Source organism: Adlercreutzia sp. CNCM I-6215 (genome assembly GCF_977072315.1).
In genome coordinates, this window is sequence record NZ_CDRVMA010000001.1 from 219,899 (window position 1) to 244,715 (window position 24,817).

Annotated in this window: 23 protein-coding genes and 1 pseudogene; 15 read left to right on the forward strand and 9 right to left on the reverse strand. The window is 64.0% G+C overall.

All coding sequences use genetic code 11. The features are described from left to right. The first annotated feature begins 77 nt into the window (after positions 1 to 77). The 3 genes from ACW4LP_RS00880 to ACW4LP_RS00890 all read left to right on the forward strand — a co-directional run bounded on the left by ACW4LP_RS00880 (position 78) and on the right by ACW4LP_RS00890 (position 2,806). Positions 78 to 968, forward strand: a complete 891-nt coding sequence (locus tag ACW4LP_RS00880; RefSeq protein WP_181815566.1) for a LysR family transcriptional regulator — start codon at positions 78 to 80, stop codon at positions 966 to 968. Between the two features lie 107 nt (positions 969 to 1,075). Beyond that, positions 1,076 to 1,486: a helix-turn-helix domain-containing protein gene (locus ACW4LP_RS00885; protein WP_241521380.1), complete on the forward strand. Its 411-nt coding sequence runs from the start codon at positions 1,076 to 1,078 to the stop codon at positions 1,484 to 1,486. Positions 1,487 to 1,495: 9 nt separating this feature from the next. Further along, positions 1,496 to 2,806: a HipA domain-containing protein gene (locus ACW4LP_RS00890; RefSeq protein WP_302012058.1), complete on the forward strand. Its 1,311-nt coding sequence runs from the start codon at positions 1,496 to 1,498 to the stop codon at positions 2,804 to 2,806. A 53-nt stretch (positions 2,807 to 2,859) separates the two neighbouring features. Here the strand turns inward: ACW4LP_RS00890 and ACW4LP_RS00895 are convergent, their stop codons facing one another. The 8 genes from ACW4LP_RS00895 to ACW4LP_RS00930 form a co-directional block, all read right to left on the reverse strand. Then, complete coding sequence (locus ACW4LP_RS00895) at positions 2,860 to 3,291, reverse strand: hypothetical protein (protein WP_114549379.1); 432 nt, start codon at positions 3,289 to 3,291, stop codon at positions 2,860 to 2,862. A gap of 10 nt (positions 3,292 to 3,301) precedes the next feature. After that, positions 3,302 to 3,460: a hypothetical protein gene (locus ACW4LP_RS00900; RefSeq protein WP_304007975.1), complete on the reverse strand. Its 159-nt coding sequence runs from the start codon at positions 3,458 to 3,460 to the stop codon at positions 3,302 to 3,304. Between the two features lie 532 nt (positions 3,461 to 3,992). Further along, on the reverse strand, positions 3,993 to 4,403 hold the full coding sequence (locus ACW4LP_RS00905) for a hypothetical protein (RefSeq protein WP_114549381.1): 411 nt from the start codon (positions 4,401 to 4,403) through the stop codon (positions 3,993 to 3,995). Between the two features lie 9 nt (positions 4,404 to 4,412). After that, positions 4,413 to 7,316, reverse strand: a complete 2,904-nt coding sequence (locus tag ACW4LP_RS00910) for a protein kinase domain-containing protein (RefSeq protein ID WP_181815589.1) — start codon at positions 7,314 to 7,316, stop codon at positions 4,413 to 4,415. Beyond that, positions 7,306 to 9,189, reverse strand: a complete 1,884-nt coding sequence (locus ACW4LP_RS00915; RefSeq protein WP_241521398.1) for an AAA family ATPase — start codon at positions 9,187 to 9,189, stop codon at positions 7,306 to 7,308. The genes ACW4LP_RS00910 and ACW4LP_RS00915 overlap by 11 nt, the downstream gene beginning before the upstream one ends. A 10-nt stretch (positions 9,190 to 9,199) precedes the next feature. Next, on the reverse strand, positions 9,200 to 9,874 hold the full coding sequence (locus ACW4LP_RS00920; RefSeq protein WP_114549384.1) for a 4Fe-4S single cluster domain-containing protein: 675 nt from the start codon (positions 9,872 to 9,874) through the stop codon (positions 9,200 to 9,202). 6 nt (positions 9,875 to 9,880) lie between these two features. Further along, positions 9,881 to 10,483, reverse strand: coding sequence for an FHA domain-containing protein (locus ACW4LP_RS00925; RefSeq protein ID WP_415979587.1), 603 nt, complete (start codon positions 10,481 to 10,483; stop codon positions 9,881 to 9,883). A 1-nt stretch (position 10,484) separates the two neighbouring features. Continuing rightward, the gene (locus tag ACW4LP_RS00930; protein ID WP_455803383.1) at positions 10,485 to 12,020 is read right to left on the reverse strand and encodes a hypothetical protein; all 1,536 of its coding nucleotides are present in this window, start codon (positions 12,018 to 12,020) and stop codon (positions 10,485 to 10,487) included. A 100-nt stretch (positions 12,021 to 12,120) separates the two neighbouring features. On the opposite strand from ACW4LP_RS00930, the gene ACW4LP_RS00935 reads away from it, so the two are divergent. From ACW4LP_RS00935 to ACW4LP_RS00985, 11 genes and pseudogenes are all read left to right on the forward strand, one after another. Next, positions 12,121 to 12,726, forward strand: a complete 606-nt coding sequence (locus ACW4LP_RS00935) for a carbonic anhydrase (protein WP_181869661.1) — start codon at positions 12,121 to 12,123, stop codon at positions 12,724 to 12,726. Between the two features lie 144 nt (positions 12,727 to 12,870). Then, a complete protein-coding gene (gene nrfD / locus ACW4LP_RS00940; RefSeq protein ID WP_157012547.1) occupies positions 12,871 to 13,851 on the forward strand; it encodes an NrfD/PsrC family molybdoenzyme membrane anchor subunit in 981 nt (326 codons plus the stop codon). A gap of 82 nt (positions 13,852 to 13,933) precedes the next feature. Next, positions 13,934 to 14,908, forward strand: a complete 975-nt coding sequence (locus tag ACW4LP_RS00945) for a slipin family protein (RefSeq protein ID WP_455803384.1) — start codon at positions 13,934 to 13,936, stop codon at positions 14,906 to 14,908. A 36-nt stretch (positions 14,909 to 14,944) separates the two neighbouring features. Then, the gene (locus ACW4LP_RS00950) at positions 14,945 to 15,343 is read left to right on the forward strand and encodes a GntR family transcriptional regulator (RefSeq protein ID WP_157012545.1); all 399 of its coding nucleotides are present in this window, start codon (positions 14,945 to 14,947) and stop codon (positions 15,341 to 15,343) included. A 268-nt stretch (positions 15,344 to 15,611) separates the two neighbouring features. Further along, a complete protein-coding gene (locus tag ACW4LP_RS00955; RefSeq protein ID WP_173113996.1) occupies positions 15,612 to 16,907 on the forward strand; it encodes a radical SAM protein in 1,296 nt (431 codons plus the stop codon). A gap of 174 nt (positions 16,908 to 17,081) precedes the next feature. Beyond that, a pseudogene (locus ACW4LP_RS00960) lies at positions 17,082 to 17,174 on the forward strand (twin-arginine translocation signal domain-containing protein); the annotation flags it as partial. Between the two features lie 213 nt (positions 17,175 to 17,387). Further along, a complete protein-coding gene (locus ACW4LP_RS00965) occupies positions 17,388 to 19,628 on the forward strand; it encodes a molybdopterin-containing oxidoreductase family protein (RefSeq protein WP_227070150.1) in 2,241 nt (746 codons plus the stop codon). After that, on the forward strand, positions 19,629 to 20,261 hold the full coding sequence (locus ACW4LP_RS00970) for a 4Fe-4S dicluster domain-containing protein (protein WP_114539213.1): 633 nt from the start codon (positions 19,629 to 19,631) through the stop codon (positions 20,259 to 20,261). Between the two features lie 17 nt (positions 20,262 to 20,278). Then, positions 20,279 to 21,550: an NrfD/PsrC family molybdoenzyme membrane anchor subunit gene (nrfD, locus tag ACW4LP_RS00975; RefSeq protein ID WP_227070122.1), complete on the forward strand. Its 1,272-nt coding sequence runs from the start codon at positions 20,279 to 20,281 to the stop codon at positions 21,548 to 21,550. A gap of 112 nt (positions 21,551 to 21,662) precedes the next feature. Continuing rightward, a complete protein-coding gene (locus ACW4LP_RS00980; protein ID WP_114539212.1) occupies positions 21,663 to 22,025 on the forward strand; it encodes a hypothetical protein in 363 nt (120 codons plus the stop codon). After that, entirely contained in the window at positions 22,022 to 22,453 is a 432-nt protein-coding gene (locus ACW4LP_RS00985) for a DUF4405 domain-containing protein (protein WP_114539211.1), read from the forward strand. The genes ACW4LP_RS00980 and ACW4LP_RS00985 overlap by 4 nt, the downstream gene beginning before the upstream one ends. A 99-nt stretch (positions 22,454 to 22,552) precedes the next feature. Here the strand turns inward: ACW4LP_RS00985 and ACW4LP_RS00990 are convergent, their stop codons facing one another. Continuing rightward, positions 22,553 to 23,929: an LCP family protein gene (locus ACW4LP_RS00990; RefSeq protein ID WP_302012039.1), complete on the reverse strand. Its 1,377-nt coding sequence runs from the start codon at positions 23,927 to 23,929 to the stop codon at positions 22,553 to 22,555. Positions 23,930 to 24,186: 257 nt separating this feature from the next. Between ACW4LP_RS00990 and ACW4LP_RS00995 the strand changes: the two genes are divergently transcribed. Further along, positions 24,187 to 24,816: a TetR/AcrR family transcriptional regulator gene (locus ACW4LP_RS00995; protein WP_367891187.1), complete on the forward strand. Its 630-nt coding sequence runs from the start codon at positions 24,187 to 24,189 to the stop codon at positions 24,814 to 24,816. The last annotated feature ends 1 nt before the right edge of the window (position 24,817 follow it).

The following is a 24,817-nucleotide window of genomic DNA, read 5'->3' on the forward strand; positions in this document are numbered from 1 at the left end:
AAGCTGCGTACTTGCACCGCTACGGGATGAAGGGCTATGCTGGGCCATGGGTCTGCAATGGACGGGTGGAGGGCTTAATGGATACGAGGGTATTCGCCTATGTGGCAAAACTTGCCGATACGGGCAGCTACGCGCGGGCGGCTCAAGAGCTGTTCATTACCAAGCAGGGGCTTGCCAGCGCCATCGAGCGGCTGGAGCGCTCCATGGGCGTGCCGTTGTTCGAGGCTGACCGCAAAGGCGTGCGCCTCACCGAATACGGGCACGTCTTCTGCTCCTTTAGCCGTATGTTCGAGGAGCGCCATCGGGCTATGATGGACGAGATCGAGCAAATGCGTCGCCGCGAGGAGCGGGCCGTAACCTTGGCGGCCTCGACGGGTTTGTTCAACGTGATAACCCGGGAGGACATCTGCGCATTTTCCGAAAGGAACGCATGGGGAGCTCGCGTCAAGATCCTCCGGGCCGTGCTCGATCGCGACTGCGAGACGATGCTATTGGAGAAGGCATGCGATTTCGCGCTCTTGAACAATCCGATTTGCAATGAGCAGCTGGTGACAGTGCCTCTGCACAAGGACATGATGTTTTTCTGGGTGCCCGCCGCCCACCCGCTTGCCGTGCGTGGGACGGCAAGCCTTGCGGATGCGGAAGGGTGCGAGGTAGCGTGCCTATCGCCAGACGAGTACGTTTCCCTCGTCCCGGTGGCAGAGCGCCTGGCTCGCGAGGCTCCCGGTTGCTCGCTCAGCTACGCAGATCAGATGATCGAAGTGCTCGAGCGGGCCATGGATCGCGGCACGATGGCCATAACGGTGCGCTCGCATGTGCATTCGTTTCCCCACGAGGGTTATGTCGGCGTGCCCATTGAGGATGCCCCGTGGGGATTTTCCGTGGCCTACCGCCGCGATAGGCTGCTGAGCCGGTGGGATGAGGCGTTTCTCGCCTACCTCTCGTCGCTGGCCACCTTCTATTGCTAGATTGCCCCGCCTTCGCGCATTATCCTAATCGGCCGCGGCCGTTATGGCCCTCCCCAGCAGTTCTGCGACGTCTGCCGCCTCGACAGCTACGACTACGGCCTCGTTGGATGGGAGAACTGATCGGCTCTCTTTCGATGAGAGCAGGGGGAGAGCATGGGAGGATCTGCTTCACCGCTTTTTGTCGCGTGGTTATTCCGATCGCGATATTTCATGGATATTTACGCCTAATTATTCCGATCGCGATAGTTTTTGGAAAGAGCCGCAGTATTATCCCGATCACGATATTCGAAGAGGATGGGGGCGCCGTGGCTATCCGCAATGCCAAAGAGTTCGGAAAGGCGATACGGGATCGCAGGAAAAGGCTCGGGTATACGCAGACCGAGCTGGCAGAAGTTTGCGATGTGGGCGTTATGTTCGTCTCGCAGCTTGAGGGCGGTAAGCCGACAGCGCAGCTGGAGAAGGCCATTCGCGTTGCCAACCGCGTGGGACTCGATCTTGAATTTCGGGAACGGGGGTAACCTATGCGTATGGCAGTGTTCGGGGAAATCGAGGGAGAACGTCATCGCGTTGGGATCCTAGAGACCGTTCCTGGGCGCGAGGAGCAGTTCTCCTACGATCCCTCCTTCGTCGAGCGCTTTCCCGCAGCGCCGTTGTCAGTGGCGCTTCCGTTCCAAGGGGAGCCCTATTCGGCGCGGCGAGCGCGACCGTTCTTCAGGAACCTTCTGCCGGAAGGCGCCGCGCTGGCGGCGGTGGCAAGAAAGCTGGAGGTGGAGAGCTCGTCCTATCTCAAGGTGCTCGACGCGCTGGGCAGCGAGTGCATAGGCGCTGTGGTGCTGGGGCGTGAAGATGTTGAAGCGCCAGCAGAGGCTTACGGCTACGAGCCGCTTGCACGCGAAACGGTAGGAGCCGTTTTTCGTGAAGGAGCCGACGGGGTAGCGCAGTTGCAAGAGGAGGCGAAGCTGTCTCTTGCGGGCGCTCAATCGAAGATGGGCCTGTATCTTGAGCGAAAAGATGGCGTGGCTCACTACGCGCTGCCCTGTGGGAGCGCTCCTTCGACGCATATCGTAAAGACGTCGAGCCGGCGTTTCGAGCAGTTGAGCGAAAACGAGCATTTCTGCCTGCGCGTTGCCGGGTCGGTCGGCTTGAACGTTCCCGACTCGTTTATCGATGTCATCGAGGGGCAGCCGCTCTTCGTTATCGAGCGGTTCGACCGGAAGGTGCTACCTGAGCGCGAAGACCGCGCCGGCGCTGACTTTCATCGTGTGTTGCGGATGCATCAGGAGGACTTCTGCCAGGTGCTGGGACTCTTGCCTGAGCGCAAATACGAAGCGGGCGGCGTTCGCTATGCCAAGTGGGTGGGCGATGAAATAGCGGCGCGTTCGACCGATCCGGTGAGAGATCTGCAGGCGTTCGCGAAGCTCCTCGTATTCAATGCCGTTGTGGGAAATTGCGATGGGCATCTCAAGAACATTACCGCCATGCGGGGCGTCGATTGGCGTGCGTTCGAGCTCGCGCCGGTATATGATGTGGCCTCTACGGCGGTGTATCGGGGTCTTGACCGCCATATGGCCATGCGCATTGGGCGCACGAGCAGGGTGGACGAAGTGGGTCGCGGTGATTTTCTCTTGCTCGCCGAGGAGCTCGTGCTTTCTAAGAAGGTCATGGTGCGCCTGATTGATGAAGTGTGCGAAGGCGCACTGCGGTCGATGGGCTGCATTGTCTCCGACATGGAGAACAGCCTGAATCGCTCGCTCCCCAAATTGGCAGAGATAGAGCAATTTGCTCGTGGCCAGATAGATCGGATAGGGGCGCAGCTTCCTTGGGCCGCCCGCCTTTGAGCGCGGAGCCATTGCGCATTAGCGGCCAAGGGCGGGGAAGTGGGGCAGGGCCGCTATTCGGCGGCTTCGGCACTGCCCTCTGCCGGCTCGTCCTCTGCGGCATCGTCCTCTGCCGCGCCGTCTCCGGCGGCCTCGGCGGCGTTGGCGGCTTCTTCTCGGGCGGCGGCCTTATCCAGCTCGGCGAGGAAGGCGCCGGCCTCGGGGGCGTAGCTTAAGGAGCCGGGGCGCGGCAGCGGCCCGGCGGCGAAGTCGCCCAAAGGGCCTCCTAAGCAGTCGTCCCAGTAGGCCTCGCCGAGCAGGCTCGCGGGCGTGTGGCGGTCGAACCCGATCCATTCGACCCACAGGGGCAAAGGCGTGAGGTTCAGCACCAGCACCAGGGCCACGAGCCCGGCGAAGGTGCCGGCAACCTGCAGGTTCTGCCGGCGGCGCACGGCGGCGGCCAGAGCGGTGGGGGTGGCATCGGTTGCGGGGGCGGTATTGCTCACGGGTGTGCTCCTAACGGCGGAAGAGGGGGAAGATGAACCAGATGACCACCAGCGCGAACCCGATGAAGCCCGCGGCCACGGCCAGATAGGGGATGAAGCGCGCCAGGCACAGCAGCGTGAGCGTGACCATGGTGGCGTGCCCGTGGCGGTGGCCGGCGTAAAGGCGCATTCGCAGGCGATGCGGTCGAGGGCCTCCTCGGCGAGCTCCTGAAGGGAAGCCGCCGCCTCGGTCGCCTCGGTGCAATCTTCCGCCTCGGCGAGCGCCTCGGAAAACGGCGCCTCGATGCGCCGCCGCGCCCGGGCCCTCCCATGGTTCACATCGGAGCGCAGCGCCTCCAGCTGCGCCCGTATCATCCGCTCGATTTCCAATTGGCTCGTCTTCGGCCCGCTCGCAGATGTGCCCCTTTGCTCGCAATCTCGCTTCAGGCCATTATGGGGCTAAGCAAGCAAACAATGTGGCGAGAGGGGAAGCATCTGCCGCACCCACTGCGGGATGGCGGATTCCCTCTTGCTCGTGGCGGTCAGTTGCTTTCCGCTCGTTGCACTTCGGATGGCAAACAAGCTCGTGTAGCGTCCGATGTGCTGCGCGATACGGAAGACGCCCTGGGCGCACCGCTTTCGAAGCTGCGAGATATCGAGGAGTTCGCGCGGTCGCAGATTGATCGGCTGGGCATAAAGGGCGCGTAACGAGGGCGAATCTCTCAAGACTCCTTTTCACTCTGTTCCGCCTCCGCTTGCTCGGCTTCTGCGGCTTCGATGGCCTCTTCTTGGGCGGCGAGCTTTTCCAGTTCGGCGAGGAACTGGTCGGCCTCGGGGACGTAGCTCAAATGCTCGGGGCGGGGAAGCGACCCGGCGGCGAAATCGCCCAGAGGGCCGCCGAAGCAGTCGTCCCAGTAGGCCTCGCCGAGCAGGTCGGCGGGAACGTCGGGCTCCAGCTCGATGAACGAGCACACCCAGCCCGGCACCGGCGTGAGGTTGAGCAGCAGCACAAGCGCCACGAGGGCGGCGAAGGTGGCGAGGATCTGCAGGTTCTGGCGACGGTGCACCAGGGTGGCCAGAGAGGCGGCGGAGCTTATGTCGGCAGTGTCGGTTGAAGGCGTATCGGTGCTCATGGGGCGCTCCTAGCGGCGGAAGAGGGAGAAGATGAAGTACAGGACGACGATGAAGATGCCGATGGTGCCTGCGAACAGGACGAGGAAGGGGATGACGCAGGCGATGGTCAGAAGCGTCAGCGTGACCATGGTGGGATGCTCGCGCCGCGCGACGGCGATGACGGCGAAGGAGAGGGCGGCCAGACCGCAGTAGGCGATGCCCCAGATGAGCTGGTCTTGCAGGAAGTCCCATCCCGTCTCGCTGGCCAGGTCGGCCCAGGCGTTGTAGCCCAGCCCCGAGGCGGTGACGATGGTGACGCCGGCCGCCGCGATGAGCGCCCCGCCCCAGAAAAGCCCTTTGGAAAGGGCCGTGGCGGTGGCCTCGGGGTGCCGGCGCGCCCGGGTCTTCGCGATGAACGCGCTCGTGTCTCGGGCCACCGGGACGGGCCCTTCCTCGTTGCCGGTGATCCAGCAGGCGGCCTCGCCGCCGCCTTCCGCAATGCGGGCCGCCTCCTTGCGCAGGGCGGTGGCGCGCCGGCGCGTCTGCCCGCGGGTGCGCACGCCGCGGATGGCGAAGGCGGCGCTGGCGAACTTGGGGGCGAGCACGGTGGCGGCCGCCGCCAGAAAACCGAGGAGCGCCGCTCCGGTGAAGGTGGCCGTGGGTACCGATGAGATGTCCCAGAGCGCGTCCGGGTACACCGAGTTTTCTCCCATGCCGGTGGGGGAGATGAGCACCGTGGCCGCCGTGGCGAGCGGCTCGCCGGCGTTCACGACGCCGTTCTTCCAGCTTCCGAAGGTGAAGCGGGGCGTGACGAAGCACACCAAAAGGACGAAGGCGACCGCGAGGACGAGCCGTCCGAAAAAGGCGGGTTTGGAAAGGCCGTCCACAGGAGCGTGCTTTCCCTCGGCGTCGGCCAGCGCATCTATCTGGGAAGCGGCCTCCTCCAGGGCCGCGGTGGCATCCTCGGCAAGGGCGTCGCCGCGGGCACCGCGCAGATGCTTGCGGGCCCAGGCCACGGCGGCCTTATCGGCGGCGGAGGCTTCCATGAGCTCGGTGGCGAAGCCCCGGGGCACGGGGCGCCCGAACAGCTCGGCGGTGAAGTAGCCGGCGGCTGTGGCGGGCACCACCGTCTCGCTCTCGCGGATAATGCCGAAGTGGTGGATGTGCGGGCTCCCCTCGGTGTGGGCGGCCATATCGTCGGCACGCTGAACCAAGCGCGCGCGGGCCTCGACGGTATCAGCCAGGGGCGCCGAGGTGTTCACGGTCGCGGAGCCCACGGCCCGGATAAGCCTATCGCCCGCGCCGGTGCGTCCGTGGTAGGCCTTCAGGTTCCGCTGCACCCACGCCGCCCAGCCGTCGCTTCCGTAGCGTGCGGCGAAGGAGCGCACGGCGCTTTTGTCGGCCGCCGTGGCCTCGAGCACCGCCAGTACGCGGTCCACCTTCTCGCCCAAATTCGCGTCCTCGTGCTCGCGCAGCCACTTAAGTCCGGCGCGGGCCGGGCCCGAAAAGCCGGCCACGGCCACGATGCCCAGAAGGTCGCGCACCGCTTCCTCGTCGGCGATAAGGCGGTAGAAGCCGAGCGGCGTGGCCGAGGCTCGCGCAAACAGGGCATCTACGGCGGAGGCCCCGGGCACGACGGCCTCGCCCTTCCAGAAGACAGCGCCGCGCGCCGGGTCGATGAGCGTAAGCGCCCGGGAAAGCCCCAGATCCTCGTCGCCGTTCTCGTCCTCGGGCAGCGTGTCCGGATCGCGGTCGGTGATGTCGTTCAGGGCCACGGCCAGATCTGTCTCGCCGAGTTTGCGGAAGTAGTCTTCCAACCCGTGGGTGTACAGGTGGCGCTTGGCTTTCTCCCAATTATTCGCCAGCGCCGTGACCAGGGTGGCACGACTCTCGTAGACCTTGCCTTCGAACTGATAGCCCGCTGGCCCCGCCATGGCGGCGGCGTCCAGCGGGTCGCGGTAGCGAAACGCGTCCGGGTCGGCCAGCCAGCGCTGGATGTCCTCGTAACCGAGGCGCCCCTGGGGATGGGCGTAGGTGAGCCCGTAGATGAGCTGGCCCAGCGTCTCATGCTCGGGCGCGCGGGCCTCGAAGGCTACGGGACGTCCGCCGGCGAGCACCGCCGACAGGTCGTCGCCGTCGATGAGCGTCTGGTGCGGGTGACGGCCGCCGTTGTACAGCGTCCAGATGGTGTAGCCGAGCGCGTACCAGTCGTTCTCGCGCTGCACCACCGAGGAATGGGGCGAGTAGCCCGGCGTGCGGCGGTCCACCTTGGTGGCGCCGGTATCGCGGCCCTCTTCCAGCACCGAGGAGATGCCGAAGTCGCCGAGCACCACCTCGCCTTCTAGAAGATAGAGGTTCTTCGGCTTCACGTCTCGGTGCACAATGCCCTCGTCGTGCAGGTGCGCAAGCGCGCTGGCGGCCTGTGGAATGATCCTGTCGCGCAGCTCTTCGAAGGAGGCGCCGTCGCGGGTGAAGGCGTCGTCGCACAGGGGCATGACGACCACATCGTAGGTGGACTCGCCGAGCCCCGGCACCTCGTCGCTGATCTGGCCCGTGGCGTACAGGGGCATGAGGTGCGTCTCGCGGAAGTGCTCCTCACCGAGGGGGTGTTCGGCCATGAGGCGCCGCAGGTAGCCGAGCACGGCCCGGCGTGCGAGGCGGTCGCGCACGGCGTGGGGCTGGTAGGCGATCTTAGCGACGAAGGTGCGGCCCTCCTCATCGGTGGCGGCGACGACCGTGCCCTGGCCGCCGGCTCCGATGACGTCGGCGGTGTGCAGGGTGAAGGTGCGGTCTCCGTCGCCTTGGAAGGGAAGGTCGGCACCGGAGAGGACGGGGGCGGTGGAGTCGATGTCCACGAGCGTGGGAGCGGCGTCCACGATGGTGGGTGCCACGTCCCGCCGCGGCTCCCGCGAGATGTTCGGGCTAGCAGCCATCAGTGGCTCCGGCCCCCCCATCGGCCCTGCGGAACGTGACAGCGCCGGCGCTGGCGACGGCTTCTACGGCTTCGCCAGCTTCCACGTTTTCGTCGAAGATGAAGGTGGACAGCGGGTTCAGGTACGCATCCTCCACCAGGTTGCCGATGCCGCGGCCGCCGTTCTCGCGCACCTCGGGGGCTAGCGCGCGCTCGGCCAGAAGGTCGAGTGTGGCCTGGGCGGCGGCCACGGTGATGCCGCAGCGGTTCCGCACGTTTCCGTTGATCTTCCGGATCTGCGATTCCAGGATGAGGCGCGAGGCCTCAGGCGAGATGTAGTCGAACACGACGATGTTGTCGCCGATGCGGTTCAAGACCTCGGGCTTGAAGTGCGTGGCCATGGCCTGCTGGACCCGGGCGCAGATGACGTCGTAGGGCTCGCCGGGCTGCACGATGTTGCGGCGGCCGATGGTGCGCCCGTGCTCGTCGAGGAGCTCTTCGGAGATGCCGACGTTGCTCGTGAAGAAGATGAGGGTCTCGCCGAAGTACACCGTCTGGCCCTGGCCGTCGGTCATGCGGCCGTCCTCCAGGATTTGAAGGAACTTGTCCATGATGGAGGGATGGGCCTTCTCCACCTCGTCGAACAGGAGCACCGAGAAGGGGTTGGCGCGCACGGCGTTGGTGAGCTGGCCGCCGGCCTCGTAGCCCACGTAGCCCGGCGGGGCTCCGAAGAGCTTCTGGTCGGAGGCGTCGGCGGCGTACTCGGACATGTCGAAGCGCAGGTAGCTGCGCTCGTCGCCGAACAGAAGCTCGGTGACCGCCTTCACGGTCTCCGTCTTGCCCGTGCCCGTGGGGCCGGCGAGGAAGAGCACGCCTTTGGGCTTGGTGCCCGATGAGTGCTGCATGCCGGAGAAGCCCAGCACCGAGCGCTTGAGCACCGAGACGATCTTGGCGATGGCAGGCTCTTGGCCCTTCACGCGGCGGCGCAGGGCGGCCGCGGGGTCGTCGCGCAGCTTGTCCATCATGGCGCTCCAGCGGTTCTCGCGGATGCCGTACTTGTAGAGGTCCACGAGCTCGGTGACATGCTCCGGCGCCGTGCCGCCGCGGGCGTACAGACGCCGCAGCTCGTCCAGCTCGGTGAGCAGCATGCGGTCGGTGGTGTCGACGAGTTTCTCGCGAGGGCGGTCGAGCTCGGGCGCGGCAAGGTCGGGGAAGGCGATGTCGAGATAAGCCTCGCGGGCCGGGCGATCGGGGCTGGGCAGTGCGATGACGCGCACGTCGGGGTTGCCGCGCACAAGCCAGGAGGGCAGGTCGGTGGCCTTGTTGGCGACAAGGACGAGGGTGTTCACGTGCTCGCCGTCCCCGCGAATGGCGTCTTTCGCGCCGAGGAGCAGGTTCATGAACACGGCGTTCTCCTCGGGAGTGAGGTCCTCCGGCGAGGAGGCGAGCCGGCTCGCGAAGTCGAACACGCAGGCGACGGAGCGGGGTTCTTCCTCTCCGAGCCGCCGCGAGAGGGCCGCGCGCACGAGCAGGGAGTCGTGGATGAGGCGGTTGGCGGCAAAGGGCTGCTGGCGGCTCGCCGGGTCGGCGCCGGGGTTCAAGGCGTCGGCCTCGGCGGTGAGGCGCTCCGCCTCGCGCTGGGCCGCCTGGGCGAGCGCGCGCACCTCGCCGGTGCCGAGGGGGTCGTGCACGCCCCGCAGCGGATCCACGTAGAGGAACCGGTAGGGACGTGTGCCGTCCGGTGCGGCGAACAGCTCCGGCAGGATGTGGGCGAGGGGAAGGAATTGGGTCTGCCCTTCGCAGTCCCACGGGTAGAGGTCGGACACGTTGCCCTCCAGCACGAAGAGCGGCTTGATGCCGATGAAGTTCTCCAGCTCGCGCTGCCAGGTAGGCATGTTCACGGGGCTACTCCTTCTCGCGGGTCGTTTGGGGCCGGCCGTGGATGCCGATGGATATCGCCCGGCCGTCGAACACCGCGTTCTGCACCGAGCGCGGTTTCTGCATCTCCTCATGATACAGGGTTTCCAGTGCCGGATTGAGCACGATGACCCGTTGGTTGGTGGAACCGCGCAGCGCGCAGACGCCGTCGTTTTCCGCCTCGACATAGGGCCCGTCGATGAGCACGTCGATGAGCGGCGCATCCTCCGGGTGCGCGCTGGGGGCGGCCCCGGCGCTTCCTTCGTTGGGAAGGCCGCCGCTGCTTGGTTGCGGGGAGGAGGGGAGGGGAAGCAGGCCTTTCGGTAATTTGGGCATGGCGGTGAGCTCCCCGAAGGTGTAGCCGGTGTAGATGAGGATGTCGTCGAAGGTGGAGCGGATAGCCGCGAGCACGGAGGCGAGGGCCGGCGCCTGTTCCAGCGGATCGCCGCCGGTGAAGGTGATGCGATGGGCACCGGTGCGCCCGGCAAGGTCGTTCAGAACGGCAGCGAGGCGCGCGGGCTCGATGGCGGCCTCGGGGCGCGTCTCCCACAGCTCGGGATTGGCGCAGCCGGGGCATCGCTTCGTGCAGCCACAGGTCCACACGACGACGCGCTCGCCGGGACCTAAGGTGGTGACGGGGAAGTAGATGCGGTCGACGAACATGGCGGCCTACCGGCCGGACATGGCCCGCGCCGCGACGCGCGCGATCTGCCGGGCATCCAGCGGATCCTTGCAGAACGCGCAGGCGGCAACGCGACCTTCGGGGCCTTCCACGGCATATTCGGTCCCGCACACGGGACATCGCACGGACCAGGCAGTTTCGGCGGGAGCGTCCTGCACGTCCGATTCCACGGCGGCCCCGTCCGCCACGGCCGCCTGGGTGCCCACCTGCACGCGGAACACCATGTCGGCCAGCTTCAGCATCTCGCCGCCGAACAGCGGTTGGGGCGCGCCGCAGCGCAGATCCGACCAGACGCCACCACGCTCCACGGCCGACGCGTTGCGGCCCGTGTGCTCGATGGTCCAGCGCCCTTCGCTGTCGACGGCCACCACGGCATGGGCGCCGGACACCCTCGGCGAGAAGAGGTCGGGCGAGAAGTCGCCGGCGCGCCCAAGGATGCCGCCTGGGGCCGGTATGCGGACGACCTCCCCGCTCCGCACGTCTTCCAAAAGCAGAGTATCACCTGCGCTTTCGTGCGACAAAGCGCCTCCGCAAGCGGCGCAGCGCATCGCATCGTCGGGGTTGGCGAAGCCGCAGGAGCACAGGCGCATGCTATCTCATCTCCCTTGTCGCGTTGCCGCTGCGCCTGCGCTTCCGCGCTTCGCGCCTCGCCGCCGCATCTTCTCCGTAGGGGCTGACCTCGGTCAGCCCTGGCCCGCGAGATTCGTTGGAGGCGCGGATTCCGTCGCGCTCCGCCATTCCCGCCCGCGCCTCGACGTCTGCGACGGCTCGCATCTCGCGGCAGAAGGCGGTATCGGGTGCGGCCTTGTAGCGCACAGTGTTGGTGATGCCGAAGGCGGCCAGATCCTCCGCGATCTCGTCGTAGACGGCGCAGAAGTCGTGCTGGTCGGCGAGGAGTCGCTCGGTGCGCGCCCCGCCAGGAGCCGCCTCCATGGTCACGACCTCGCCGTCTTCCACTGCCTCGATGCCGCCAGGCAGCCCTGCCACCTGCAGCATGAGGTCGCCCGCATCCGACACGAAGGCGTGCAGCCCCTCGGTGGCGTCTTCTCGGCCGAAGAGCCGATGGGTGCCCATGAGGTCGCGCCCCATAGTGACCGAGCGGGCGATGGTGTAGCCGTGGCGTGCCATAACGGCGTCGATGCAGGCCTTCAGGTAGGCGTTGCGATCGACTTGAAGCTGGAGGGCCCGCAGCGTCTCCAGGCGGCCGACGGCCTCCTCCAAGGTAGCAAAGGTGCCGAACGCTTCCGCGAAGGGGACGCTCTGGGCGCGCAGGTCGGCCTCGGCGTCCTCGATGAGGGCGATAAGATCGGCCATGGCTGCGGCGTTCGATTCCATGGTGGGGAGCAGAAGCGCCAGCTGCGCGGCGGCCTGCGGGCCCAGCTCGCGCGTCGTTTCCAGGAGCAGGGCGCGATCGGCAGGCAGGGTGCAGGGGGAGGCGATGAGCGCGAGCGCCCGACGGGCGACCTCTTGCACATGGTTGCGGGCGATCAATGTCCCGCTTTCGTCCACAGCAGCGGGCGAGGGGCGACCGAGGTTGCCCCCTACGGGCTCAACCTGCATGGCCGTCCCCTCTGCAGCAGCCTTCTCCATAGGGGCGGATCTTGATCCGCCCTGGGCTTCGACGGCCGATGGTTCCGACGGCAGACAATGCTCATCGGCCATGAAAGAGCGGGCGGCCTCCACAGCGGCCGCTGTGGCGCTCTCTTTGGCGGCCTTGGCCAGCACGGCGGTGAAGTCGCGTGCTTCGGACGCGGCTGCGGCTTGGGCGCGGGCTCGCTGGATGCGTTCGGCCAGGGGGTGCGCCTCGCGCTCGAAGGCATCAGCGATGGCTACGGCTCGCGACGAGCAGCGCTCGGTCCGGGCGACGGATTCCGCCATGGCCGTTGCCGGCGTAAAAGCGCATTCCGCTGTCAGCTGCGCGAGGGCCGCCTCGGCGAGCTGCCGCAGGGAGGCAGCGGCCTCCTCGGCTTCGGCACAACCTTCGGCCTCGTCCAGAAGCTCGTTCAGGAGCGCCGCGATGCGTCGCCGCGCCCGGGCCCGACTGTGATCCACGTCGGAGCGCAGCGCCTCAAGCTGCGCCCGGATCATCCGCTCGATTTCCAATTGACTCGTCTTCGGCCCGCTCATGGATGTGCCCCTTTGCCCAAATTCTCTCTTCGGGCCATTATAGAGCCATCAGAAAGAATCGCGCGGGAAGATGGGAGACGGTATGAGCGAGGATGAAGCTGTGAAATTGACGACGGCGGGCTATACCGCTGACGACTACGACGGGGATGCCCATGTGCCAGCCGAGGAGGCGCTGCGGCGGCTTGTGGAGGGCAACCGCATCTACGTGGAGGCGCTCGACCATGAGCGCGATCTGTCCCAGGAGCGCATTGCCGACCTGTTCGAGAACGGTCAGCGCCCCTTCGCCTGCGTCATCACGTGCGCCGACTCGCGGGTGGTGCCCGAGCACGTCTTCATGACCGGGTTGGGCGAGCTGTTCGTCATCCGCGTGGCGGGCAATGTGGTGGGGCCCATCGAACTGGCCAGCGCCGTGTATGCCTGCGAACACTTGCACACCCGTCTTCTGCTGGTGCTGGGGCACACCCACTGCGGCGCCATCAAGGCGGCCCTCGATGGGGAAGCGGGGCCGGTGGCCGCCATCACCGAGCGCATCGTCGCGGCCCTGGGCGACGTGCGCGACCCCTACGAGGCCAGCGTGGCGAACGCCCGGGCCGCGGCAGCCGAGCTGGCCGCCTCGCCGGAGCTGGCGCGCCTTGCCGCCGAGCACGACCTGGACATCCGCGTCGCCATCTACCACACCCACTGCGGCGTCGTGGACTTTCTGTAGCGCGGCTCTGAGATCCTGACGTTTGACGGGGAGATTCCGCTCTTGAAATGATTATCGTAATAACTTGCGATAAAGTGATTGAGGGGATACACTTGCACGTGATGATTCGCGAAATGTAGGGGCGGCGTTGGAAGGCAGGGGAGAATGTTGTTCAGCGAACTTGCCGTAGCCTACTTGTTTTTCGGGGGAGCGGGGGCGGGCACCTGTGCTGTTATGGGCGTATTGGAATGCGCCAATTTAGGACGCTACGGTACGAGAGCGACCTATCGCACTACAAAGAAATCGCAGCCCCGTTTGATTCGGTGGGTGCGAAGAAACTTGCGAGTGCCCCATGAGCTGTTATCCCGCGGCTGGGTGCTCTGCCTGGTGCTGCTGGCGGTGGGATCGCTTTGCCTCATGGCCGATGCCGGCCGTCCCGAGCGGGTGCTCTCTCTGTGGCTGGCCCCTCGCTTCACGGTCGTGACGGTGGGTGCGTGGGCGCTTCTGGCCTCGGGCGCTTTGGCGACTTTCTTCGCTCTTGCCTCGAATGGTATTGGCGCGCGATTGCCTCTCTTCGTAGTGCTCGTCGCCTCCGTTGCCGCTGTGATCGCAGGAGTTATCACAGCGGTCTACACGGGAGTGCTCCTCATGCAGCTGCCCTCGGTTGTCGCCTTTGGGTCGTGGCTTGTGCCGGCACTCTTTTGTCTCTCGTCGCTGTCGTGCGGGGTGGCCGTGGCCTTCGGCGTTGCATCTTTCGTTGATTCTCGCGTGCCGTTCGGTTCAGCGCTGCGATGCTTAAGTCACATGGACCGTGCGATAATCATCGCAGAGGCAGTGGCTCTGGCCCTCTTTGCGACGTTTTTGCTGACTGATATCCGAACAGAGGCGGGGGGCCGCGCCCTTCTGACGGGTGATGAGGCGATTATGTTTTGGGTGGTGCTCGTGCTAGCCGGTTTGGTCGCGCCCTTTATCTTGGAGTGTCGTTACCCTGGAGGAGATCGGCGCACAAAGGGCCTCTGGATTGCCGTCTGTGTGCTCCTTGGCGGGGCGGCCCTGAGGGTCTGCGTGACAGGGCTCGCCTCTTTCGACGTTTCCCAGAACCCCGAGCTCGCGATGCGTATGGCGTTCGCGGTAGCTGGAGGCTGAGCTGTGCCCTCGCAGCGGGAACGCTGGAATACGATGAACAATAAGGCAACTTGCTAAGCAAGATGAGAGGAAGGATCGACCGATGACGAAAAGCGCAAGGGGTCGCAAAGCGCGCCGCGCTGAATGGGAAGCTGCGCCGGGCCCGTGGAGCGACAGCGAAGCGGAAATGCTGGCGGCAACCTCCTATGTGCCCAAGAAATCGTCGCGCAACGGCGCTCTCGTATTCAGCGTCGCCGTGTTCATGGCCGCGGCCGCTGCGGCGCTTGTCTGCGATCTTCTTTTGGAGGGGCGCATCTCGCTCGTGGGCATTCTTGCGGCTCTGCTCGCGGCACTTGCGGCCTCTTCTTCGTTGCATATTGCTCTGGGGTGGGAAAAGGTGGTCGTGCTGCGGCTCGGCAAGTTGAACCGCGTGGTGGGACCTGGTTTCTATGCCACCATTCCCATTTTGGAGCATGGGACCATTCGCGTCGATCAGCGCATTATCGCCACCCCCTTCCGTGCTGAGCGTACGTTGACGGCCGATCTTGTGCCTGTGAACATCGACGCGGTGCTGTTCTGGGTGGTGTGGGATGCGGAAAAGGCCTGCGTGGAAGTGGAGGACTATTACGCGGCCATATCGTATCTTGCTCAGACGTCGCTGCGCGAGGCAGTGGGGCGCTCAACGGTAGGGGAGGTGGCCTTGCGTCGCGATCAGCTGGATGAGGAGATCAAGGCCGATATCGAGAAAGAGGCCTCGGGGTGGGGCGTTGACATCATCTCCGTAAAGGTCCGCGACATCGTGATCCCGGCGGAGTTGCAAAACGTCATGTCCTTGGAGGCTCAGGCCGACCGCGAACGCAATGCTCGCATGACGGTGGCGAGTGTCGAAGCCGATTTGGCGGAGATGCTTTCTGAGGCTGCCCGCATCTACGGGGATGAGGACGCGGCCCTGAAGCTGCGTACCATGCTCATGCAATACGAGACGGTGAAGGGATCCGGTAGCGCTGTTGTCACGGTGCCCACGGCCGTAAGCGATGGTTTTGCTGAAGGCGTCCAACGCGAGGGGCGAGGGCTCTGATAGGATATAAGTACCGTTTCGCGAGAAAGAAGCATCATGGGCGTCCTTGAATCTTTCGCTATAGACCACAACTCCGGCCTTCCGGTGTGGATACAGATTAAGAACCGCATTGCCTATCTTATTGGCTCGGGAGCCTTTGTCCCCGGCGATAGGCTTCCTACGGTGCGCGCCTTGGCGGTGGATCTGGATATCAGCTACAACACGGTGAATCGCGCCTATATGGATTTGGAACGCGAGGGCTACATTTCTACTCGCAAGGGGCGGGGCACTTTCGTGGCCGAGCGCCACGATTTGGGTGCTCATACGGCTTCAGATTCTCCCATCGAGCTAGTAATCGACGACATGATCCGCGTATGTTCGAACGCAGGGCTCGCCGATGACGACATTGTCGCCATGGTACAGGCTCGCCTTGCTCACCGGGATTTCATGCGATAGGCCCCATTTGCCTTCAGGGGCCAGGGCGCGGAACGGCGCGTCAACGTGCGCAGGAAACATGCCTGGGCAAAGAGGGACAAGTCAAGTCTTTATTGTCGCAAGATATTGTGATAATGTGACACTGTGACGTTAAGACGACTACATCGAGCTTTCGTATCGATGCTATCCAGGGGGAAAGATGGCGGTCGGGAAGGAAACCGAAAAGGGAGCGGGCGACGAGGGGCGCCGTTCGGCCCTCGCTCTGTACGAGGACATCGAGGCCGAGCACATGGCCGCCCTGGAGGCGACTGGCATAGCGTTCGCCCCGTACGATAGCGAACGACTTGAACGCGAGGGACTGCTTCGCCAGTTGCGCGAGCGGGGGGCTCGCATCCGCAATGGAGGAGCGAGTGTGGCCATCGGCCCCATGAGCGTTGCCTGCGAGGCGTGCACCGGCTCCTGCGTGAGCCGCAGTTTTGCCTTGACGAACAACTGCCATCGCGACTGTTTCTTCTGCTTCAATCCCAATCAGGAGGATTTTGCCTACTGGTGCGAGCGACCTTTTCCATGGCGTCGCCAGCTGGACGATTTGGCTGCAGAGCCCGGCTCCCCGGCCTGCATTGCGCTTACTGGCGGTGAGCCTCTTTTGATGGCAGACGAGGCTGTGGCTTTCTTCTCCCGTGCCTCCGAGCTGTTTCCCGCGGCTCATCTGCGCCTGTACACGTCCGGGGACCTGCTGAGCCGCGAGCTGATCGATCGTCTCGTGCGGGCGGGCCTTCATGAGATTCGATTCTCTGTCAAGCAGGATGACAAGCCGGAGCTTTTGGAAAAGGTGCTGGAACGTATGGCTTGGGCGCGCGAGCAAGTGCCCACGGTCATGGTGGAGATGCCCGTCATTCCGGGAACCGACTCGTTCATGAAAGAGCTTTTGGCGAAGCTCGATGCCCTAGGCGTTGACGGCGTTAATTTGCTGGAGTTTGCCTATGCCATGTGGAACTGGCCCGTGTTTGAGTCCTTGGGCCTTACGCTGCGCAACCCTCCCCAGCAGGTGATGTTCGACTACACCTATGCGGGTGCTTTGGCGGTGCAGGATAGCGAGGAGGACTGCTTGCGTCTGATGCTGTGGGCGCGCGAGCAAGGCTTGGGACTGGCGCTGCATTATTGCTCATTGGAGAACAAGCATCGAGCTCAAGTGCGAAACATGAACGAGCCCTTCGCCGACATTCACGCCTGCTATGCCTTCGACTACGACGACTTCTTCCTAAAGACCGCGCTGGCTTTCGACGGCGATCGCGATCTGGTGAGACGAGCCCTAGAGAGGGAGGGCTGCCGCCAGGTTCTCGAAGACGCCGAAGGGGGGTCGTTGGCCTTTCATCCTCGCTGGCTCTCCGTTGCTCGTCGTGCTGTGCCGGAACCCGGGCGGCTGTGCGTGTCTTTCAACGTCGCGGTGGACGAGGGGCGTTCCCTGCGGGAGCTGAAAGTGGTACCCGCAGGCGAACTTTCTGTGCAGCTTACCGACAGTACAGGATCTGCCGATGCGTGTGAGCCTTGCCTCCAGGGGTTTGAAAAGAGCTGGAATCGCTAAACAGAGAAAATAGGCTCAAATTTATTGTCACAATGTATTGCGACAAAGTAACAAAGGGTTTATACTGCGCACTGAGAGCGGGGAGGGGCCGACCCCGCGCGAGGGCGGGCGCTTATGCATGGCGCCCGAATGGAGAGCGGAGAGATTCCGCTGCATTTGGAGATAGGAGGAGAAATGTCGGAACTGAACGTACCGGTCAAAGGCATTTCGCGCCGAAGCTTTCTCAAAACTACAGCTGCTGTAGCCGGAGCCGCTGCAGTGAGCGGAGCCACGATGACGGCTCTTGCTGCAACCGATGAGGAGACTGCGGGCGACGAGGAGCATGAGGTCGTTTGCGTCTGCGGTTGCAACTGCCAAGGCAATTGTTCGATGGTTGCCACGGTTCGCGAAGGCAAAATGGTAAACATACGATCTAATGAGGATCTTCCGTATCCCGCTTACGAGCGAATCTGTATGCGTGGTTTTAGCCATGCGAACCGCATGTACGACTTCAACCGCGTGCTGTATCCCATGAAGCGGAAGACGTGGAGCTTGGAAGAGCCCCATGTCGAGAACCGCGGCACCGACGAGTGGGAGCGCCTGTCGTGGGACGAGGCTACCCAGCTTGTCGCCGATACGCTCACCTACAACACGGAGAACTACGGCGTGCGCTCGAACTGCGTGCTTGTGTCTGCCGGCAACTCTTTCGCCGCCTACGGCGGCTTGATCGCCGGTCTTGGTTTCGCGAATGCCTTTGGGTTCCAGGGGCTTGACGTGTGCCTGGACTACGGCGATCTGGTCGGCATCGGAGAGGTGACCGGCAGCGGTTGGGACTTCAACCAGCGTAACATGGCTGGCGACTACCGTTTTGCCAAAACGCTTTTGATCTGGGATACGAACCCGCCCAACTCCCAGCCCCATAGCTGGCACTTCTGCATGGAGGCCAAGGACGCTGGCGCCAATCTGGTCGTCATCGACCCTACCTACACCATCGCGGCCCAACAGGCCACAAAATGGGTGCCCATCAAACCCGGTACCGATCCGGCGCTCGGCATGGCTATGCTCAACGCTATCATCGCCAACGAATGGTACGACCTGGACTTCATGCGCGAGAAGACCTGCGCTCCCCTGCTCGTGCGCGAGGACAACGGCCATTTCCTCCGCGCGACGGATTTCGGCGAGGAGGGCCCGGCACAGCTGCCCGAGTACCCGTTCTTCGGCACACTGCTACTCCAGGGCGTGAAGGCCGGCAAGGTGCCCACGTTGGAGGAGTCGGCCCACTATGTGGTATGGGACGCCGACAAGGACGCCTGGGGCCTCATCAATGACGTGGCCAACCCCGCACTCGAGGGCAGCTTCGAGGTAAACGGCGTGAAAGTTACCACGGCCTGGTCGCTGTTCAAGGAGCATATGGCCGAGTGCACGCCAGAGTGGGCTGAGGGCATCACCGAGGTGTCGGCGGATACCATCGTGGAGCTTGCCCGCATGTACTCCCAGGACACGCCCTCGACCATCTATGCGGGCTACCACCTGTACGATAACTGCGAGGAGATGGGCATGACCTGGGCCTGCCTCGCCGCCCTTACGGGCAATATCGGCAAGCGCGGCGCCTCTATCGGGCATTTGGGGAAGAGCAAGCCGACGATCAACATGGCCGGCCTCGCCTTCCCGGCGGGACTCAAGGGCCTTCACGACGAGCTGCCGTGGCTTCATCTGCCCGAGGTCTTGGAAACGGGCAAGCTGAAGGGCGAGGATTTCCCCGTGCGCCTTCTCTACAACATAGGGGCGAACCCGGTCGGCAGCTATGCGGCCCAGCGCAAGACCATCGAGGAGATCTTGCCGAAGATCCCCTGCATCGTGACGAACGACATGGAGTTCTCCGAAACCTGCGAGTACAGCGACATTGTGCTGCCCTGCGCCCACTACTTCGAGTACGACTGGATTCAGGCCAGCTCGCACACTCCCTTCCTGTACATGGCGAACAAGGTGGCCGACCCCATCGGTGAGGCGAAGGAGGACGTGGAGATCTTCCGGGCCATTGCCGAGCGCATGGACAACGAGGCGGCCAAGGCGTTCTACGCCAAGTCCAACGAGGAAATGATGCGCATGGTGGTCGATACCGAGAAGGGCGAGCCGGTGGGCATTACCTTCGACAACCTCAAGGAGAAGGGCGTGCTGGCCGACCGAGACGAGAACTGGATTCACTGGGAAGAACAGCGCTGGCCTACGCTTTCCGGCCGTCTGGAATTCTACGTGGAGAATCCCGGCGCTCGCATCGACATCGGCAAGCCCATCGACAAGGACTTTTACCATATGCCCACCTACCATACGCCCTTCGAGGCCTACGATGAGAGCGAGCAGCACGAAAAATATCCCCTGTACCATTATTGCGAGCGCACAAGATGGCACTTGCATACCCAGTACAACCATGCTCCTGTGCTGCGCGAGCTTGATCCGGAGCCCTATTTGCGCATGAACCCCGTTGATGCCGAAGCGCGCGGCATCGCCGAGGGCGACTACGTCGAGGCCTACAACGATCGGGGCCACTGCGTGTGCAAGGCGAAATTCGATATGGGCGTCAGGCCGGGCATGGTCTCCTCGCCCAAGGGATGGCACCGGGGAGCCTATGTGGCGGGCAGCTATCAAGAGCTGACCTGCGACCATTTGAATCTGCTTCATATGAACACGTCGTTCGACGACACGCTCGTCGAAGTGCGCAAGTACGAGGGAGAGGTGAGATAAATGACCCGTTATGGAATGGTGATCGACACTAAGAAGTGCATTGGCTGCCACGTATGTGCCATGGCGTGCAAAACGGAGAACAACTTGCCCAACGATGTATGGTGGAACCGCATCTTCACCGATAACGGTGGCGAGATGGGGTTCGACATGGTGGGCGGCTCGTATCCTGACAATTTGCAGTTCGGCTATATCCCCGTCGCCTGCCAGCATTGCGAGAACCCCGCCTGCGTGAAGGTATGCCCGGTGGGAGCGACCTACAAGGATCCCGAAACGGGAGTGGTGCGCCAGGATTACGACAAGTGCATCGGCTGCCGCATGTGCATGAGTGCTTGCCCTTACAACGGTGTGCGTTCTTTCAACTGGGAAGAGCCCGTATTCCACATGGACTATGCCATGGGCAGCAAGGATGCGCCCGAACATCAGCAGCACGTCGTGGAGAAGTGCACGTTCTGCTACCACCGCACGTCTCAAGGCATTGAGCCGGCTTGCATGCACCTTTGCGTGGGTCGAGCACGTTTTTGGGGCGACTTAGATGACCCGACTTCTGAGGTAAGCCGTCTTCTTGCGGAACGGTCGCACAAGCGGCTCTTGGAAGATCGTGGCACGGAGCCTTCAACTTACTATCTCGTCTAGCAGAGGGGAGTGACATTATGTCCGAGTATATGCAGGGTGGAGCCCTTGCCAGCGATGACCTCGATTTCTCAGCGTCCAGCGATCGAGGGCGTGCTAGTGAGCACGCGTCGACGGCCGTCAAGAGTCCTGCTCTCAATGTTGCCATCGGCGTGAGCGCCGTGGTGATGGTGGTCGGCTTGGTGCTGTGGTTTATGCAGCTGTCGGGCGGCATGGTGCAGACCGCCATGCGCAACCTCGACAGCTGGGGCCTCTACATCACGGGCTTCATGTTTTTCGTGGGCCTGTCGGCCGGCGGTCTTATCATCTCGTCGGTGCCCAAGGCCCTCGGCATCCGCGGCTTCGGCGGTATCTCGAAAGTGGCGGTGTTCTCATCCATCGCCTGCACGGTGGTCGCCATCGGTCTTGTAGTGGTGGATATGGGCCAGCCCTTCCGCGTGTGGGAGCTGTTCGTTTACTCCAATCTGGGCAGCCCGCTTATGTGGGATATCATTGTCCTTTCCACCTACCTCATCCTGTCGTGCGTATACCTGTGGGCCCAGATTCAGGCCGAGCGCGGCAAGGTCAGCGCTGTGGCCTTGCGCGTCATCTCGGTGATCGCTCTCGTTACCGCCGTGCTCGTCCATTCGGTAACTGCCTGGATCTTCAGTCTTCAGCAGGGGCACGAGATGTGGCATACAGCCCTTCTGGCTCCTTGGTTCGTGTCCTCCGCTCTGGTGTGTGGTACGGCGCTCGTGATGGCTGTTGTCATTGGATTGCGCCGTGCCGGTTACCTCAACGTGGAGCAAGACAACATCGTGCGTCTCGCCAAGCTGCTCGGAGCCTTTGTGCTGGTGGATTTGTACTTCTTTGGCTGTGATCTGCTTACCGAAGGGTTCCCGGGTGGCGCAGGGGCAGAGGTAGTGGCCATGCTGACCCAAGGTCCTCTGGCCCCCTACTTCTGGTTCGAGATCATCGGCTGTGTCGCGTGCGCCGTCATCTGCCTGACTCCTGCCCTGCGTCGCAACGGTCTTCTGGTGACGGCTTCGTTGCTGGCCATCGCCGGCATCTTCTGCAAGCGCGTTCAGCTGCTGGTGGGCGGATTCCAAATCACTAACCTGGCCGACATGGCACCTGCAGTGAATTCCATGAGCATCACCTACGCCGATGGCACGCTTGCCGATGCCTATGCGAACCTCGTCTACTGGCCGACGCCGCTGGAGGCGGGCGTGACGCTGGGCGTCGTGGCCCTTGGGTTCCTCGTGTTCTTCTTGGGGCTCAAGTTTCTCCCGTTGCGTCCCTCCGAGAAGTAGTCAGTTGCGCGGACGCGAGCCGAGCCCTCCAATCAGCCCTGCGTCTTTCTGACATGCGGGCCGCCTGCCGCAGGGCGGGCGGCCCTTCTCTTTCGGAGGAGGAAGGAGTCCTATGAAAAAGATCGCCGTGACGGCGGCGGTGTTTCTGCTGGCCGCAGTCTGTTCGGTCGGTGCTGTGATGCTTGTTCAGCCTGAGGCGTTGAGTGTGCGACCCATTACGGAGACTTCGCCCTGTCCTGTGGTGGGATGCGCTTCAGGAAGCTGCCACGGTTTCGACGACGTGCCCGAGCCGGATGGCGTGCACGAGATGACGTGCCCGGAAGCTTCCTGCGCATCGGTGGAGTGCCATGGTTGGGAAACCCTCGGCTCACGCTACCACCAGGCATCGGATGCGAGCTTGAACCTGTGGATACTTATGCCGGTGGCCCTTGTGGTGGCGCTTGTTGGCATCGTGCGGAAGGTGGGACGCTCATGAGAGTGCTCGTTGTTGATGCGCTGGCGCTGGTTTTGTATATCGTGGTGTCGCTGCCTGCGATGACGGGCGTTGGCGCGCACGAGTGGCTGGGGCTTGGTATCGGGTTGGTCCTGCTTGTGCACGGGGCCCAGCATGTTGATTTTGCCGGCCGCCTTTTGACGAGTCGGGGCGCCTGGCGAGCAAAGGGACGAATTTTGCTCGATGCTGCGCTGGTGCTTTCCGTTGCAGTTGCTGTCCTGTCGGGTCTCATGGAATCGGGAACAGTTCTGCCTGCCTTTGGCTTTTATGCCGAGGGCTATTACTTTTGGGGGCCGCTGCATGCTGCTTCCGCCAAGGTGCTCCTCGCGCTTCTTGTTGTGCATGGGGCGCTCAATCTCGGCTCGGCGTGGCGTCTGGCCCAACGCGCCCGTGCGAAGGAAGATGAATGAACTTTCGGCAGCTATGTGACGGTTGCCTTTGATCTTGCAAAAAAAGAGCGGCCCGGGCGAGTGCCCGGGCCGCTCGGTGTTTCTGGTGCGGATAGTCGCCTACTCCACGTCCACGACGTCGTCGGTGGTGAGGGCGTCGGCCATGAGGTCGCGGTACTCGGCGGGGGAGGCGGCGTTGGTGGCGGCGCCCAGTTCGGTATCGCTTGCCTGGGGCTCGGGGATTTCCGCGGAGGTGTCGGTTGGATCAAGCCCTGCGTCTACCCGGCGCATCATGTCCTGCCACTCGGCGTACTGGGTGCCCACGTAGCTGATGCCGTCCTGGTTCAGGGTGTAGCTGGGGCAGGCGGCTGAGTACATGGTGAGTCCCTTGTCCTTGAAGGTGAGCGCGAGGGACACCAGATCGGTCACGGAGTAGTCGGTGGTCACGCAGCGGGCGAGGGATTCCACGGTACCGGGGATCTCGGTGATGGACTTCGAGAGCACCTTCTCCACGATGGCCTCGATGATCATGCGCTGGGCCTGGGCGCGGGAGAAGTCACCGGCGCGGGTGGCGTGGCGCTCGCGGGCGAAGGCGAGGGCCTGGTCGCCGTCGAGGGTCTGCTCGCCGGCCTCAAGGGAGATGCCGCTCGTGTCGGAATAGAAGCTCTCGGGCACGTTCACCTGAATACCGCCGAGTTCGTTCACAACGTCCTTCAGCTCCTCGAAGTGCACCTCCACGTAGTGGGTGATGGGCACGCCGGCGAAGGTGGAGAGCGTTTTCACGGCCTCGGACGGGCCGCCGAAGGCATAGGCGGCGTTGATCTTCTGGGTGCCGTGACCCTCGATATTGATCATGGTGTCGCGGGGCACCGAGATGAGATCGACCACGCCCTTGTCGGGATCGATGCGGGCGAGCATGGTCACGTCCGAGCGGCTGGCTGTCTCGCCCTTGCGGGCGTCGCTGCCGAAGATGCCCACGTAATAGGAGCCGTCGGCCTTGGCCGGGGCCAGCTGCTCGCCGAGCTCCTTGAACTCGGCGTCATCGAGGCCGCCCTGGATGGTGGCGTTGATGCCGTTCAGGTAGAGCGCGAGCGCCGTGCCGGCACCGGCGAGGATGACGACGAGGGCCGCGGCGATGCCGAGAGCGATCTTCTTACCGCGCGACTTCTTGCGAGCCGCTTTGGCGCGGGCAAGGCTGTCCGTGGCAGCGAAGCTTTGGGAGCCGCCCGCGGCGGAAACGGGGCTTGCGGTCGGCGCGAAGCCGGTGCCCTCGAAGGAGGAGCGGGCGCGGGAGGCGCGAGGCGTCCGCGAGGCGTCCGCCTGGGCGCTGCGAGAACGGGCGGCCTGGGCGCTCCGGGTGCTGCGGCCGGCGCTCGTTACGGGGGCGGAGTGGGAACCGCGGCGTCCCTGCGTGGAGCCGAGCGGCGCCGAGTGGGCGCCCCGGCGCGAGGTGCCGGAGTTGAGCGGAGCGGAATGCTTGCCAGGTCTGTTTGCCATAGGGTTCGGCGCGCAGGCGCCTGCCTCCTCGATAAACGCGGTGGTACGAATGCGAAACCCCAAGATACCAGGAAAAGAGCAACTGCGGGCCGCCTTCGACAAGAAAACAGGCTTTTGGAAGGGTGGTGGAAGGGGAAGGAAGGGGTTGCCGAAAAGGGCGGCGCTCTCTATAATGCGAGCTATTGAACAGAGTGTCCATTTTTGGCCGTTCTGTCGAAATCCGACCGCTGTATCGCAACCGAACGAAGGAGACCGTCATAGCCACGGCAACCTGCGCGCCGGCCGCCCCCTGCGAGGATCGGCGCATCGCGAAATCGAGGCGCGCCCTGCGCGGCGCCCTTGTCGAGCTCATGGAGGAGCGCGGCTACGATGCGCTCACCGTGAACGACTTATGCGAGCGGGCCGATACGTCCCGCGGCACTTTCTACAACCACTTCCGCGACAAGGACGGGCTGCTCGCCGTGCTGGAGGACGAGGTCATGGCCGACCTCGATGCCCTGCAGGAGCGCATGCAGTCCATTACCCTGGCGGACATGCTGGCCTTCCGCGCGACGGGCCGCCCGCTGCCGTTCCTCGTGGAGCTGTTCGACTACCTGCGCGAGCAGAGCGACTTTCTGCACGCGGTGCTTGGCCCCGGGGGCGATGTGCGCTTCGGGCCGCGGCTGCGTGAGGCGGTCTGCGAGAACCTGGTGCAGAACATCCTGCATGAGAAATACCGCGACAACCCTACGGTTTTCGTGGAGTACTACGTGGCCTTCTACGCCGCCGCCTACTTAGGGGTCATCGCCCACTGGATCGAGCGCGGCTGCCCCGAATCCTCTGAGACCATGGCGCGCATCGCCATGCGCCTTCTGTTTATCAAGCCCGGCGAGTCCATCGAGCTGTAAG